Source organism: Mesorhizobium sp. M1E.F.Ca.ET.041.01.1.1, assembly GCF_003997355.1.
Taxonomy (GTDB): Bacteria; Pseudomonadota; Alphaproteobacteria; order Rhizobiales; family Rhizobiaceae; genus Mesorhizobium.
This window is the reverse complement of the sequence record NZ_RZSL01000101.1, coordinates 1-15,001: the sequence shown is the minus strand read 5'-3', so window position 1 is coordinate 15,001 and position 15,001 is coordinate 1. Positions and strand designations below refer to the sequence as shown.

The following is a 15,001-nucleotide window of genomic DNA, read 5'->3' as shown; positions in this document are numbered from 1 at the left end:
GTTCCAGCATGGCAATATTGCCGCCGGTGCCGGCGGCAATATTGCCATGCTGGAACAGTTCGGCGCGGTCACCGCGGTGGAAATGAGCGATCTCGCACGGCAGATCGCGCGCGAGAAGACCGGCCGTGACTTCCTTGCCGGCCATCTCCCCGACAACATGCCGGTGGAGCCTGCGAGCTTCGACCTAGTTTGTCTGTTCGACGTGCTCGAGCATGTCGCGGAAGATGAGGCGTCGCTGGCGGCGATCCGACAGATGCTGAAGCCGGGCGGCAGGGTCGTTCTCACCGTGCCCGCGCATCAATGGCTCTGGAGCACGCATGATGTCGGATTGCATCATATGCGGCGCTACTCGCGCAATTTGCTGAAAACGCGCATCGAGCGGGCGGGCTATCGCATCGAGAAGCTTAGCTATACCAACGCGGCGCTGTTCCCGGTGGCGGCTGCCGCGCGGCTGGCCGACCGGTTGCGCCGTTCGAACACCGCCTCCGGGCAGGTGATGCCGCCAAAGCCGATCAACGCCGCAATGAAAGCGTTGTTTTCGGCTGAAAGCTGGATTTTGCCGAATTCCGGGCTGCCATTCGGCGTCTCGCTGCTTGCGGTGTTCGGCAAGGACATGGCGCGCGAAGCCAGGCTGGCTGCCTGACAGCGGCATGTTGACCCTAATTCGTCAGCACAGGCTCTCACGCTTTGCCGTGATCGGCGGCGCAGCTACGCTGGTTTATGCCCTCTGCGCGCTGCTTCTCTCGGGCGGCGGCCGGGCGCTTTCGGCGACGTCGGCATCCGTCATCGCTTATGTCATCGCCGGCGTATTTTCCTATGCGGGACACAAATATTTCACCTTCGTCTCGGCCGGAGCCCACAGGTTCGAGTTGCCGCGTTTTCTGCTGCTCAACGCAATGGGACTGGCCATTGCCGCCGCGTTGCCGGGACTGCTTACAGGACGACTTGGAATGCCGGCAGCGGTTCCTGTCCTGCTGACATGCGTCGCCGTGCCGCTGGTCAACTACATCATGCTTGGTCGCTGGGTCTTCCGTGATGCCTAAGGCGAGAAAGATGCACGATTTGCGGTTCTCGAAGGCGATCCGATGGGTGCAGGCCGCCACCTATGTTCAAGGACTTGCGCGATGAGCGCCGTCCAGCATGACTCGGAATTGGATGCGCCCGGCTTTGTCGCGCGGACCGCGCAACTGTGGACCGTGGCGTTCAGCCTACTGGTGCTGGCGGCTGCCGTTCCCTGGCAGACCCGGTGGGGCGTCATATCCGACACCAGCTGGATAATCACCATGTGCGAGCGGATGCTCGGCGGCGACCGGCTGTATGTCGATCTGATCGAAACCAATCCGCCGTTCACGCCATGGATGATCATGCCGGCCGTGGCGCTCGCGCATCAGCTCGGCGTGTCGCCAGAGATCGCTGTCCATGTCTACGCCTATGCGATCTGCCTGGCCGGATTGGGCCTCGCCGCGCTGATCGCCAGGCAGGCCGGCTTTGCCGAGAACCGCACACTGTTTTCGCTGCTGCCCCTGTTCCTGGCCCTGCTGGTCATCTTTCCCGGTAATGCCTTCACCCAGCGTGAGCATCTGGGGATCGCGCTGCTCCTGCCCTTGCTGGTGCTGACAGCCTGGCGCGCGGCGCCGATCGACGGTCGAACGCCCAGTTTGCCTCTGGCGGCAATCGCGGGGCTCAGCGGCAGCATATTGGTGCTGGTGAAGCCCTATTACGCGCTGGTCGTGCTCGTTCCGGCCCTTTATGCGGCCTGGCGCCGCCGGTCGATCCGGCCGCTTTTCGCCGTTGAATACTGGGTGATCGGCCTGGTCTGCGTCGCCTATGTCGTTGCCGCGCAGCATTTCTATCCGGAATTCCTCCACGTCATCTACCCGATGCTGGCCGACACCTACATGCGGGTGCACAACGTGCAGGCGCTGATAGGCTATGGGCCGATCTATCTGGTCTCGCTCTTGATGCTGCGCTTTCTTCGACCAGGATTGCCCATGTCGCCGTTGGTTGCCATCTTCACGCTCGCTTCGCTGGCGGCGACGGTGCCGCTGATCTACCAGGCCAAGGGCTGGCCCTATCACGCCTTTCCGGCATTCAGCCTGATGCTCGGAGCGCTGCTGTTGAGGACGGCGCAAATCGACCCGACGCCTCGTTCGTCGCCACGCACGGCGATGGAACCGGGGCGCAAGGTGCTGCTGGCCGCCGTCATCGCTGCCGCCGCCATGCCATTCATGCAAACGCAGAAGCCGGGCGCCGAGTTGGTCGCCAGGGTCGAGGCTGCGGTTCAACAGCCGACGATCGCGCTTGTCGGCTCCGACATCGCGGCCGGTCATCCATTGGCGCGCATGCTCGGTGGAAAGTGGATCTCGAGCTATTGCAGCGACTGGCTCGGCGGGTTTGCCCTTTATCTCTCGGCAATCGAGACGCAGACCGGCAATCAGATGGCCGCGAACCACTACCGGCAGGTCGCCGACCGCTACATCGACGGCAAGCTCGCTGAACTCGAAGCGAAGCGGCCCGCGGTGATCATCGTTCAGAAGACCGACAGAGGCTTGAACGCCGAGCTTTCCCGGCGGCAGGACTATATCGGCTTCATGCGCGATTACCGGCAGATTGCCGAGGATAATGGCGTGCGAGTGATGCTGCGCAACGCCGGCATCAGCCAGGCAGGGTCACCCGCCGAAGCGTCAAATTGATACGGCCGCCATTCCTCAAGAGCGCCGAGGTCGCGGGGTAGATGCGGTCGACGCCGTGAAAACAAAGGCGGCCCTCGCCGCCGAGCACGACGACATCGCCGCTCTTCAGCCTGAACGATTTCGTGCCGCCCTCGCGCGTGGTCTGGCCGACGCGGAACAGGCAGTCGTCGCCGAGCGACACCGACACGACAGGCGCTGCGAAATCCTGCTCGTCGCGGTCCTGGTGCAGACCCATCCTGGCGTCGCCCGAATAGAAATTGACAAGGCAGGCTTCCGGCGGATGCGCATAGGCCGAGACCTCGCGCCACAATTGCATCAAGGCTTCGGGGATCGGCGGCCACGGCTCCCCCGTCACTGGATGCGTCGGCTGGTAGCGATAGCCTCGATCCTTGTCGGTGACCCAGCCGAGCGTGCCGCAATTGGTCATGCGCACGCTCATCTCCTTGCCGGTGCGCGGCATGGCCGGCACATAGAGCGGCGCCGCCTGCACCACGCGCCTGATCTCCTCGACAAGCGCTTCCTGCGCGGGGCGCGAAAGATACCCCGGCATGTGACGGACGCCCTTGGGCAGAACAAGCATGGGGTGTGCGCCTCTTCGGTTGATCCGGCCCAGCATGCCACCGACAAAGGAAAACGGCGACCCGAAAGCCGCCGTTCCGTCATTGCCTATCGATCACCGGTCAGGCGAGGTCGGGGATGCGCAGGACCTGGCCGGGATAGATCTTGTCGGGGTGGGCCAGCATCGGCTTGTTTGCCTCGAAGATGATGTTGTTCTTGGCGCCCTGGCCCTTGCCGTAGTTCTTTTCGGCGATCTTCCAGAGATTATCGCCCTTCTGGACAGTGTAGAAGGTTGGCTCCTTGGCCGGTGCCGCCGCCTTGCCGGCGTCGGGAGCAACCTTCAACTCATCGGCCTGCACTTTGGAAACGCCTAGCGTGTTGCCGACGGCAATGACGGCCTTCTCGAAGACCGACTGGTCCTTGACCATGCCCTTCAGCACGGCGGTGTCGCCCTGGACGGCGACTTCGACACCGTCTGTGCCCAGTTTGTGCGAATCGAGCTCCTTCTTGAGCGTGTCGGCGGAGGGCGCCGCCTCGTCCCCGCCAATGCCCAGTTTCTTGCCGACACTCTTGACGAAATCGAACATACCCATTGCTGGCCTCCTTAGCTGTAGCAACGGCCGAACCTTGCACCTGTCATGCCAAATGGAAAGCGTTTTATGCGCGCGGGCGTTGCATCGCCTAGTCGCTCTCGACCCGGCCGCGCAGCTTCTTCACGGTGGATCGCCCGGCTTTGGTCTTGAGGCGGCGCTCCACGGCGCCCTTCGAGGGCTTGGTCTTCTTGCGCGGCGGCGGCGGCGGCTCGGCGGCCTTGGCGACCAGTGCAGTCAGCCGCGCCCGCGCGTCGGCCCGGTTCTGCTCCTGGGTGCGGAAGCGTCCGGCCTCGATGACGATGACGCCGTCCTTGGTTGCGCGCTGGCCGGCAAGCCTGATGACGCGTTCCCGCACCCGCTCCGACAGGCCGGATGCATTTGCAGCGTCGAAGCGAAGCTGCACGGCCGTCGCTACCTTATTGACGTTCTGGCCGCCCGGACCGGAAGAGCGGATGAAATCCTCATGCAGGTCACCCGGGTGGATGACCGCGTCACTGGCGATGATGATCCTGTCGTCGGCACTCATGCCGCAGTCATGACGCGACAGGCGCGAAAAGAAAAGGCCCGGCCTGGGCCGGGCCTTAGCAATCCCTCTGGCGGTTATTCCGCCGCTTCCTGCAGCCGCGGCGCGGCGCCGATGATGGCCGCGTCGACATGCTGCTCGAATTTCTCGAAGTTGACGGCGAACATATTGACCAGCTTCGCTGCCTGGCGGTCATAGGCCGCCTTGTCGGCCCAGGTCGAGCGCGGATCGAGAACGGCGCCGTCGACGCCCGGAACCGCCACCGGCACCTCGAAGCCGAAATTGGCGTCGGTGCGGAATTCGGCGGCATTGAGCGAGCCGTCGAGCGCGGCGCCGAGCAGCGTGCGCGTCACCTTGATCGGCATGCGGCGGCCGGTGCCGTAAGCGCCGCCGGTCCAACCGGTGTTGACCAGCCAGCAATCGACGCCATGGCTGGCGATCAGCTCGCGCAGCAGATTGCCGTATTCGGACGGATGGCGCGGCATGAAGGGCGCGCCGAAGCAGGTCGAGAACGTCGCCTCGGGCTCGATGACGCCCTTCTCGGTCCCGGCGACCTTCGCGGTGTAGCCGGAGAGGAAGTGGTACATGGCCTGCGCCGGCGTCAGCCTGGCGATCGGCGGCATGACGCCGAAGGCATCGGCCGTCAGCATGATGACGTTCTTCGGGTGGCCGGCGCGGCCGGTCCTCGAGGCATTGGGGATGTAGTCCAGCGGATAGGCGCAGCGCGTGTTTTCAGTGAGGCTGCCGTCGTCGAAATCGGGCACGCGGCCGGCGTCCAGAACCACATTCTCCAGCACCGTGCCGAAACGCTGCGTTGTGGCGAAGATCTCCGGCTCGGCCTCGGCCGACAGCCTGATCGTCTTGGCATAGCAGCCGCCCTCGAAGTTGAAGATGCCATGCGGCCCCCAGCCATGCTCGTCGTCGCCGATCAGCGTGCGCGACGGGTCGGCCGACAGCGTCGTCTTGCCGGTGCCGGACAGGCCGAAGAAGACGGCCGCGTCGCCGGCGGGCCCTTCATTGGCCGAGCAATGCATCGGCATGACGCCCTTTTCCGGCAACAGGTAGTTCAGCACGGTGAACACCGACTTCTTCATCTCGCCGGCGTAGGAGGTGCCGCCGATCAGCACGATCTTGCGGGTCAGATCGACCGCGATCACCGTTTCGGTGCGGGTGCCGTGGCGCGCCGGGTCGGCGCGGAAGGACGGCAGGTCGATGATCGTCATCTCCGGCACGAAACGGTCCAACTCGGCCGCCTGCGGGCGGATCAAGAGATTGCGGATGAACAGCGAATGCCAGGCGAATTCGGTGACGACCCGAACCGGCAACTGGAGCTCGGCGTCGGCGCCGCCGACGAGGTCCTGCACATAGAGATCCTTGGCCATCGCATGGGCTCGGAAATCGGCAAGCAGCGCCTCGAACTCAGCCTGCGAGATCGCCTTGTTGTTGTCCCACCAGACATGCGGCCCAGTGCTCTCGTCGCGCACGACGAACTTGTCCCTGGGCGAGCGGCCGGTGTGCTGGCCGGTCTCGGCAACCAGCGCGCCCTGCGCCGTCAGTTTCGCCTCGCCGCGGCGGATCGCTTCCTCATAGAGTTCGGCGGCACCCAGATTGTAACGCACCGTGCCGGTCGTCTTCAGGCCAATGGCGTCAATGGCGCAATCGGGATTGCGTTTGCCGACTTCCGACATCAAATTTCCTCTCTGGATTTGGCCGCATCTGGCCGGTGGATTTCCGGGGCCTGCGCTGAAGGCAGATAGGCTCAGAACCAGAAAAGGCAAATGATATCAAATCATTAATCGATTTAAAAAATTTGAAAGTTGTTTAAATCGTTTAAATGTGCAAAAAGTCACAGAGGTTGCCCAAAGGATTGGCAGGCTTCGTTCGTCCAATCCCGTCAAGGGTGCGATCGTGTGTAGCGGCAGGCCGCCCGTGACTTCGAGCGGAGCCCATGCCACATTTTGTACCCAATTTGTCCTGCAAAAGCCCCTTCTCGACGACAGAAGGGACAGCTCATGAGGGAGCCGCTTGAAATGGCAACTATCGCGCTTGTCGATGACGACCGCAATATTCTGACTTCGGTGTCGATCGCGCTCGAATCCGAGGGCTACCGCGTCGAAACCTATACCGATGGCGCCTCGGCGCTGGAAGGCCTGGCGGCGCGGCCGCCGAACCTCGCCATCCTCGACATCAAGATGCCGCGCATGGACGGCATGGAGCTGTTGCGCCGGATGCGGCAGAAATCAGACCTGCCGGTGATCTTCCTGACCTCGAAGGACGACGAGATCGACGAGTTGTTCGGCCTCAAGATGGGCGCCGACGACTTCATCCGCAAACCGTTCTCGCAGCGCCTGCTGGTCGAGCGGGTACGCGCGGTGCTGCGCCGCACCAGCGCCCGCGAGGCGGCCGCCAAGGCGCCCAGCCAGCAGGCCCGCTCGCTCGAACGCGGCCAGTTGGTGATGGACCAGGAGCGGCACACCTGCACCTGGAAGGGCGAGCCGGTGACGCTGACGGTGACCGAATTCCTGATCCTGCATTCGCTGGCGCAGCGCCCGGGCGTGGTAAAAAGCCGTGATGCGCTGATGGATTCGGCCTATGATGAGCAGGTTTATGTCGACGACCGCACCATCGACAGCCACATCAAGCGGCTGCGCAAGAAGTTCAAGGCCGTCGACGACGACTTCGAGATGATCGAAACCCTGTACGGAGTCGGATACCGGTTCCGCGAGGCATGAATAGGTAGTAGGCAGTTGGGAATAGTCGGTAGTCAGTTTTGAATGGTGCGAGCGGCCACTCATGCATCGCCACGGTCAGCCAACCATTTCTCTATTCCCTACTGCCTACTCACCACTCACTAGTTAAGCAGGGACTGCTAGTTGATGGCAGTGGAAGCAGAGCGAGGCAGGCGGGCGGGCGCGGCGAGGCGCCCGTCGCGGATCGTGCCCGCATTCGTGTCGAAGATCACGGTGCCGATGCGCCGGTTTCTCGGCCATCACATCTTCTCCAGCCTGACGCGGCGCATCCTGTTCCTCAACCTGGCCGGCCTCGCGGTGCTGGTCACCGGCATCCTCTACCTCAACACTTTCCGCGACGGCCTGATCGACGCCCGCGTCGAAAGCCTGATGACGCAAGGCGAGATCATCGCCGGCGCGATCGCGGCCTCGGCGACGGTCGAGACCGACTCGATCAGCATCGATCCGGAAAAGCTGCTCGAGCTGCAGGCCGGCGAAAGCCTTGGGCCGGGTTCCGACCAACTCGACAATCTCGACTTCCCGATCAATCCAGAACGCGTGGCGCCGGTGCTGAGACGCCTGATCTCGCCGACTCGCACGCGCGCCCGCATCTATGACCGCGACGCGAACCTTTTGCTCGATTCGCGCCATCTCTATTCGCGCGGCCAGATCCTGCGCTACGACCTGCCGCCGGTCGACGACGAACAGCCGGACCTTCTGGAGCGCGTCGAGAAATTCGTCTTCGACTTTTTCCGCAACAAGGACCTGCCCGTCTATCACGAGCAGCCCGGCGGCAATGGCGCGGCCTTCCCCGAAGTGGTGAAGGCGCTGACCGGCGGCCCCTCGACGATCGTGCGGGTGAGCGAGCAGGGCGAGCAGATCGTCTCGGTCGCGGTGCCGATCCAGCGCTTCCGCGCCGTGCTCGGCGTGCTGATGCTGTCCACCGAAGGCGGCGATATCGACAAGATCGTCGCGGCCGAACGCAAGGCGATCCTGCGCGTGTTCGGCATCGCGGCACTCGTCACCGCCATCCTCTCGATGCTTTTGGCCTCCACCATCGCCAATCCGCTGCGGCGGCTTTCCGCCGCCGCCGTCAGGGTGCGGCGCGGCGTCAAGAGCCGCGAGGAAATCCCGGACTTCTCCGACCGGCAGGACGAGATCGGCAATTTGTCGATCGCGGTGCGCGACATGACCAATGCGCTCTACGCGCGCATCGAGGCCATCGAGAGCTTCGCCGCCGACGTCTCGCACGAGCTCAAGAACCCGCTGACCTCGCTGCGCAGCGCGGTCGAAACACTGCCGCTGGCCAAGAACGACACCTCCCGCGCCCGGCTGATGGAGATAATCCAGCACGATGTGAGGCGGCTCGACCGGCTGATCACCGATATTTCCGACGCATCAAGGCTCGATGCCGAACTCGCGCGGGAAGACGCGGGAACCGTCGATCTGAAGAAATTCGTCACCGACCTCATCGCGGTCTCGCGCGAGACGACGCGCAACAAGAAGGCGGTCGAGATCGAGCTCAAGGTCGCCAAGCTGCCGCAGGGCGTCAAAGGCTATGTCGTCGCCGGCCACGATCTGAGGATCGGCCAGGTCATCACCAACCTGATCGAGAACGCCCGCTCCTTCGTTCCCGAGGAACACGGCCACATCACCATCTCGCTGGCGCGCGCCGGCAAGTTCAACATCGTCACCGTCGACGACAACGGTCCGGGCATCAGGGCCGAAAAGATCGACCGCATTTTCGAGCGCTTCTACACCGACCGGCCCGCCGGCGAGGCCTTCGGCCAGAATTCCGGCCTCGGCCTGTCGATCAGCCGCCAGATCGTCGAGGCGCATGGCGGCACGCTGACGGCGGAAAACATCCCCGGCACCAAGCCCGGCGAGATCAAGGGCGCGCGCTTCGTGGTGACGCTGCCGGCCGAAGGTTGATCACCGGCTCGAGACACGCTCATGCCCGACCCTGCGGTGAAGCCTGAAAACATCCACGGAACGGCGATCCTCATCGGCGACCGCGGCGTCCTCATCACCGGGCCGTCCGGCGTCGGCAAGACGACGCTGGCGCTGACGCTTATCGACCATTGCCGGGCGCGCGGGCTGTTTTCGCGGCTGATCAGTGACGACAGGCTGCTTGCCGCCTCACACCACGGGCGGCTGGTCTGCCGGGCGCCCGCCGCCATCGCCGGCCTCGCCGAGGTGCCGGGCTTCATTCCGAGCCCGCTGCCCTTTGAGCCGGGCGGCGTGATCGACCTCCATATCCGGCTGGTGCCGAAGCCGGAGATGGCCCGTTTCCAGGAAGAGATCAGCGAGCCGGTCGCGGGCTGTCCGGTGCCGCGCGTCGATCTTGCCGAGCGCAACGCCGCCACGGCTTTGCCGGCGGTGATGGCGCGGCTGTCGATCCTGCCTTTTTCGTGATCCGGTTCCGGGTTTTTTGCTGCAATGCGTCAAAATGGCCCAGGCCGGAGCAATTTTGGGCTTGTCAACCGGCCGCACGTCGACAAGATAGCGCTCCCGCCGCCTGGAATGGTTGGCGAACATAAGATACGCCTGTGAAGCGGCGATGACGGGAGCCACCAACGAATGATCGGACTCGTGCTCGTGACGCACGGTCAACTCGCCACCGAGTTCCGGCATGCCGTAGAACATGTGGTGGGGCCACAAGACAATTTCGAGACCGTGGCGATCGGCGCCGATGACGACATGGAGAGGCGCCGGGCCGACATCGTCGACGCGGTCGCGCGCGTCGATACCGGGGCCGGCGTCATCGTGCTCACCGACATGTTCGGCGGCACGCCATCGAACCTCGCGATCTCGGTGATGGAATCCGGCCGCACCGAGGTGATCGCCGGCATGAACCTGCCGATGCTGATCAAGCTGTCCTCGGTCCGCAAGGGCGACAACATGACCGCCGCGCTCGACGAGGCGCAGGCCGCGGGGCGCAAATACATCAACGTCGCCAGCCAGCTTCTGAGCAGCAAATGAATGCCCAGGCGCCGGAAAGGGACGAGGTGGTGCGGGAGTTCCCGATCGTCAACCAGCGCGGCCTGCATGCCCGCGCTTCGGCCAAATTCGTCCAGGTCGCCAGCGGCTTCGATGCCACCATCCATGTCGAGAAGGATGGGGTGAAGGTCGGCGGCACGTCGATCATGGGCCTCATGATGCTGGCGGCAAGCCCTGGCTATTCCATCCGCGTCACCGCCATCGGCCCGCAAGCCGGCCCGGCCATGGACGCGCTGGAGCAGTTGGTCGCCTCGCGCTTCGGCGAGGAAATCTAGTTCCTCAGCACAGGGATTTTGACCGGTCTGCGCCGCGTCGCTTCGCTCCTTGCTCCGCCATAGAATGACGACGTCGGGGCGGCTTCAACCAATCCTCGGCGTTTGCGCTGATTTCACGGAACGGCAACCTTTCAAAATCCCTGGTCGGGGGAACTAGTCTCTGGCTTTACATCTCGCGCTTCCTGAAGACATGCACGAATAAAGATTTCTTTATATCCCATTGTCGTTTGGCGGCCGATCTGCTAGTCAGGCCGGCAATTCGCGCCCCTCCATGCGCCGTCCAGGCGTCGGCGCGCTTTTGAAGACAATCACACCGGAGCACTGCCATGACGGGTAGCAAGGACTATGTGATCGCCGACATCTCGCTTGCCGGCTGGGGCCGCAAGGAGATCGAGATCGCCGAAACCGAAATGCCGGGCCTGATGGCCTGCCGCGAGGAGTTCGGCGACAAGAAGCCGCTGAAGGGCGCGCGCATCACCGGCTCGCTGCACATGACCATCCAGACGGCGGTGCTGATCGAGACGCTGAAGGCGCTGGGCGCCGATATCCGCTGGGCCTCCTGCAACATCTTCTCGACCCAGGACCATGCCGCGGCGGCGATCGCCGAGGCCGGCATTCCGGTCTTCGCCATCAAGGGCGAATCGCTCGAGGACTATTGGAACTACACCGACCGGATCTTCCAGTGGGCCGACGGCGGTACCTCCAACATGATCCTCGACGATGGCGGTGACGCCACCATGTACATCCTGCTCGGCGCCCGCGCCGAAGCCGGCGAGGACGTGCTGTCCAATCCGGGCAGCGAAGAGGAAGAGATCCTGTTTGCCCAGATCAAGAAGCGCATGAACGCCTCGCCGGGCTTCTTCGCCAAACAAAGGGAAGCGATCCGCGGCGTCACCGAGGAGACGACCACCGGCGTCAACCGTCTCTATCAGTTGCAGAAGAAGGGCCTGCTGCCCTTTCCGGCGATCAACGTCAACGATTCCGTCACCAAGTCGAAGTTCGACAACAAGTACGGCTGCAAGGAATCGCTGGTCGACGGCATCCGGCGCGGCACCGACACGATGATGGCCGGCAAGGTCGCCGTGGTCTGCGGCTATGGCGACGTCGGCAAGGGCTCGTCGGCCTCGCTGCGCGGCGCCGGCGCCCGAGTCAAGGTGACCGAGGTCGACCCGATCTGCGCGCTGCAGGCGGCGATGGACGGCTTCGAGGTCGTCACGCTGGAAGACGCGGCGCCCACCGCCGACATCGTCATCACCACCACCGGCAACAAGGACGTCGTCACGCTCGACCATATGCGGGCGATGAAGGACATGGTGATCGTCGGCAACATCGGCCACTTCGACAACGAGATCCAGGTGGCATCGCTGCGCAACCTGAAATGGACCAACGTCAAGCCGCAGGTGGACCTGATCACCTTCCCGGACGGCAAGCGGATGATCCTTCTGTCGGAAGGCCGCCTGCTCAACCTCGGCAACGCCACCGGCCATCCGAGCTTCGTCATGTCGGCCTCGTTCACCAACCAGGTGCTGGCGCAGATCGAGCTCTTCACCAAGCACGGCCAGTATCAGAACCAGGTCTATGTGCTGCCCAAGCACCTCGACGAGAAGGTGGCGCGGCTGCATCTCGACAAGCTTGGCGCCAAGCTCACCGAGCTGTCGGGCGAACAGGCCGCCTATATCGGTGTGACGCCGCAGGGGCCGTACAAGCCGGAACACTACCGCTATTAACCAAAGCGAAAATATCTACAATATATTGAAGCCGGGTGTTGACTTTCCGCCCGGCTTCATTTTTTGCGCCTATGATTCTTCACGCCGATTCCGGCAGGCGTTATTGTTGTGATTCGCGGTCCGGGGACAGATGGGCCGGGGACGCATTCAGGGCGGTCTTGCATTCAAGCGGCGAAGAGGACCAAGACATGCCGGGGGAATACCCGCCACGCGCGGGAACGGCCGTTTCCGGCGGCCACGAGGATTCGATCAAGACCAGCTCCGCCGCGTCAGGCGGAGGCTTTCGATGGCGCGCCGGCGCGCGCCTGGGCACGCTTCTTGCCGCCTCCACGCTTGCCGGCCCGCTGCTTGGCCTTGCGGCGCATGCCGAGACAGGCATCGCGCAGAAGACGGCACCGGCGGTCAGCACCGTCGAGGTGATGCAGCTTGCCATGTTCGTCGGCGTCATGGGCGCGGCACTTGTCTCCGCCATCTTCCTGATCCGCGAACGGGCGCGCACCGCGGCGCAAAACGTCGAGCTCAGAGCCCGGATCGCCGACGTGAACGCGGCTCTTCAGCGCTCCGAGGCGCTGCTCAATCTGCGTGACCAGCGCGTCGTCGTCTGGACCTCGGAGAACAAGAAGCCGGAGCTCATCGGCAGCCTGCCGCTGGAAAGCGGCGCACCCGATGAGAGGTCCGCCTTCCTCGCCTTCGGCCGCTGGCTGATGCCGCGTTCGGCCGCGGCGCTGGAGAATGCCATAGCCGCCCTGCGCGACGGATCGAAGGCCTTCGACCTCGTCATCGAGACGCAGGCGGGCATGCCGCTCGAGGTGCACGGCCGCAAGAGCGCCGCGCATGTGCTGGTACGCTTCATCTCGCTGTCGGAAACGCTGCGCAACCAGGCCAGGCTGAAGATCGAGAACCAGCGGCTCGGCACCGACTACGACACCATGCTCGGCCTGCTCGATGCGCTCAAGATGCCGGCATGGCTGCGCGCGGCCGACGGGCGGCTGAAATGGGTGAACCGCGCCTACGCCGAAGCGGTGGAGGCGGGAAGCGTCGAAGTTGCCGTCCGCGAAGCCAAGGAATTTCTCGGCGGCCAGGCGCGCGAGCAGATAGCCGAGCAGCACAAGTCGCGCCCCGTCTTCGAGCAGACTTTGTCGACGGTGATCGAGGGCGACCGCCGCATGTTCGCGGTGACCGACTTCGCCGACGCCGACGGCTCGGCGGGACTTGCCTGCGACATCAGCGCCATCGAGACGATCCGCGCCGAATATGAGCGGACCGTGCGCAGCCATGCCGATACGCTCGACCAGCTCAACACGGCCGTGGCGATCTTCGACACCGACGAGAAGCTGCGCTTCTTCAACCAGGCGTTCCAGAAACTCTGGAACCTGGACAGCAGTTTCCTGCACAGCGCCCCCGACAACGCCCTGCTACTCGACCGGCTGCGCAGCGAAGGCAAGATCGCCGAGCAGCCGGAATGGCGGCGCTGGAAGGAGAACCTGCTCGGCGCCTATCGCGCCGTCGAATCGCAGGAGCATTGGTGGCATCTGCCGGACGGCAAGACGATCCGCGTGGTGGCCAACCCGCAGCCCAAGGGCGGCGTGACCTGGGTGTTCGAGAACCTGACAGAGAAGATCGATCTCGAAAGCCGCTACCGGACCGCCGTGCGGGTGCAGGGCGAGACGCTGGATAATCTCGCGGAGGGCGTGGCGGTGTTCGGACCGGACGGACGGCTTCGCCTGTCCAACCCCGCCTTCATCGCGTTGTGGGGGCTGGCGCCGGACGCGATCAAGCCGAACGTGCATGTCTCGGCGATCCGCGACCTTTGCGACCAGCGGGCGGCCGACAGTCCGTGGGGCGGTTTCGTCGCCGCCATCACCGGCTTCGACGACGAGCGCCGCGATCGCCATGGCCAGACCGAACTTGTCGACGGCACGGTGTTGAGCTACGCCGTGATCCATCTGCCCAACGGGCAGGTGATGATGACCTTCGTCGACGTCACCGACACCGTCAATGTCGAGCGGGCGCTGAAGGACAGGAACGAGGCGCTGGAGAGATCGGACCAGTTGAAGAACGAGTTCGTGCAGCATGTCTCCTATGAGCTGCGCTCGCCGCTGACCAACATCATCGGCTTCACCGAGCTCTTGTCGCTGCCTTCGACCGGACCGCTGACGCCGAAGCAGCGTGAATATGTCGAGCATGTCGGCTCGTCGTCCTCGGTGCTGCTCACCATCGTCAACGACATACTGGACCTGGCGACGGTCGATGCCGGCATCATGCAGCTCGACATTTCCGAAATGAGCATCGACAGGACCATCGCGGCGGCCGCCGAGCTGGTCGCCGACCGGCTGGAAGAGCACTCGATCAAGCTCAGGGTCGACGCGGCATCGGCGCCGAAGAGCTTCCATGGCGACGAGATCCGTGTCCGCCAGATCCTCTATAATCTCTTGAGCAATGCGGCGAACTATGCGCCGGAGGCGAGCACGATCACGCTGACCTGCCGCCAGCTCGCCGAAGGCGTGGAATTCTCCGTGCATGATGACGGGCCCGGAATGCCGCCGGACGTGCTGGAATCGGTCTTCCGCCGCTTCGAGCCGCGCGCCAATGGCGGCCGCCGGCGCGGCGCCGGGCTCGGACTGTCGATCGTCAAGAGCTTCGTCGAATTGCATGGCGGAACCGTGCGCATCGAGACCGGCATGGACAAGGGCACCACGGTCATCTGCACCTTCCCCGACACGCCGTCGGGCGGCATCCGTGAAGCGGCCGAGTAGCAAGCTTTGGCAGAGACTGCGCTGGAACGTTTTCTCGCCGACGAGGCGGCGACGGCAAGGCTTGGCGAAGACCTCGCCATGGCGCTGCGCGCCGGTGGCGCGATCGCGCTGAAGGGCGATCTCGGCGCCGGCAAGTCGGCGCTGGCC

15 protein-coding genes are annotated in these 15,001 nt (G+C 64.2%); 11 read left to right on the top strand and 4 right to left on the bottom strand.

What is annotated here, in order from left to right; all coding sequences use genetic code 11:
- The 3 genes from EOA38_RS11390 to EOA38_RS11380 form a co-directional block, all read left to right on the top strand.
- The coding region (locus tag EOA38_RS11390) for a class I SAM-dependent methyltransferase (protein ID WP_145965948.1) at positions 1-643 on the top strand (643 nt) is incomplete at its 5' end.
- A gap of 7 nt (positions 644-650) precedes the next feature.
- Positions 651-1,043 (top strand): GtrA family protein, encoded by a 393-nt coding sequence (locus tag EOA38_RS11385; protein ID WP_127299250.1) that lies wholly within the window; start codon positions 651-653, stop codon positions 1,041-1,043.
- Between the two features lie 81 nt (positions 1,044-1,124).
- A complete protein-coding gene (locus EOA38_RS11380; RefSeq protein ID WP_127299249.1) occupies positions 1,125-2,693 on the top strand; it encodes a hypothetical protein in 1,569 nt (522 codons plus the stop codon).
- Here EOA38_RS11380 and EOA38_RS11375 read toward each other — a convergent pair.
- The 4 genes from EOA38_RS11375 to EOA38_RS11360 all read right to left on the bottom strand — a co-directional run bounded on the left by EOA38_RS11375 (position 2,656) and on the right by EOA38_RS11360 (position 6,055).
- Positions 2,656-3,273 (bottom strand): alpha-ketoglutarate-dependent dioxygenase AlkB, encoded by a 618-nt coding sequence (locus EOA38_RS11375; RefSeq protein ID WP_127299248.1) that lies wholly within the window; start codon positions 3,271-3,273, stop codon positions 2,656-2,658. The genes EOA38_RS11380 and EOA38_RS11375 overlap by 38 nt on opposite strands.
- A 100-nt stretch (positions 3,274-3,373) precedes the next feature.
- Positions 3,374-3,844 (bottom strand): peptidoglycan-binding protein LysM, encoded by a 471-nt coding sequence (lysM, locus tag EOA38_RS11370; RefSeq protein ID WP_127299247.1) that lies wholly within the window; start codon positions 3,842-3,844, stop codon positions 3,374-3,376.
- A gap of 88 nt (positions 3,845-3,932) precedes the next feature.
- On the bottom strand, positions 3,933-4,370 hold the full coding sequence (gene arfB, locus EOA38_RS11365) for an alternative ribosome rescue aminoacyl-tRNA hydrolase ArfB (protein WP_127299246.1): 438 nt from the start codon (positions 4,368-4,370) through the stop codon (positions 3,933-3,935).
- 74 nt (positions 4,371-4,444) lie between these two features.
- Positions 4,445-6,055, bottom strand: a complete 1,611-nt coding sequence (locus EOA38_RS11360; RefSeq protein ID WP_127299245.1) for a phosphoenolpyruvate carboxykinase — start codon at positions 6,053-6,055, stop codon at positions 4,445-4,447.
- A gap of 342 nt (positions 6,056-6,397) precedes the next feature.
- On the opposite strand from EOA38_RS11360, the gene EOA38_RS11355 reads away from it, so the two are divergent.
- From EOA38_RS11355 to EOA38_RS40300, 8 genes are all read left to right on the top strand, one after another.
- Positions 6,398-7,099: a response regulator transcription factor gene (locus EOA38_RS11355; protein WP_006201274.1), complete on the top strand. Its 702-nt coding sequence runs from the start codon at positions 6,398-6,400 to the stop codon at positions 7,097-7,099.
- Positions 7,100-7,243: 144 nt separating this feature from the next.
- The gene (locus EOA38_RS11350; protein ID WP_127299244.1) at positions 7,244-9,028 is read left to right on the top strand and encodes a sensor histidine kinase; all 1,785 of its coding nucleotides are present in this window, start codon (positions 7,244-7,246) and stop codon (positions 9,026-9,028) included.
- A 21-nt stretch (positions 9,029-9,049) separates the two neighbouring features.
- Complete coding sequence (locus EOA38_RS11345) at positions 9,050-9,511, top strand: HPr kinase/phosphorylase (RefSeq protein WP_126090853.1); 462 nt, start codon at positions 9,050-9,052, stop codon at positions 9,509-9,511.
- Positions 9,512-9,676: 165 nt separating this feature from the next.
- The gene (locus tag EOA38_RS11335) at positions 9,677-10,078 is read left to right on the top strand and encodes a PTS sugar transporter subunit IIA (protein ID WP_126090855.1); all 402 of its coding nucleotides are present in this window, start codon (positions 9,677-9,679) and stop codon (positions 10,076-10,078) included.
- Entirely contained in the window at positions 10,075-10,371 is a 297-nt protein-coding gene (locus EOA38_RS11330) for an HPr family phosphocarrier protein (protein ID WP_127299243.1), read from the top strand. The genes EOA38_RS11335 and EOA38_RS11330 overlap by 4 nt, the downstream gene beginning before the upstream one ends.
- Before the next feature lie 326 nt (positions 10,372-10,697).
- A complete protein-coding gene (gene ahcY / locus EOA38_RS11325) occupies positions 10,698-12,098 on the top strand; it encodes an adenosylhomocysteinase (protein ID WP_127299242.1) in 1,401 nt (466 codons plus the stop codon).
- A 188-nt stretch (positions 12,099-12,286) separates the two neighbouring features.
- The gene (locus EOA38_RS11320; protein WP_127299241.1) at positions 12,287-14,854 is read left to right on the top strand and encodes a PAS domain-containing sensor histidine kinase; all 2,568 of its coding nucleotides are present in this window, start codon (positions 12,287-12,289) and stop codon (positions 14,852-14,854) included.
- A 6-nt stretch (positions 14,855-14,860) separates the two neighbouring features.
- The coding region (locus tag EOA38_RS40300; protein ID WP_189434600.1) for a tRNA (adenosine(37)-N6)-threonylcarbamoyltransferase complex ATPase subunit type 1 TsaE at positions 14,861-15,001 on the top strand (141 nt) is incomplete at its 3' end.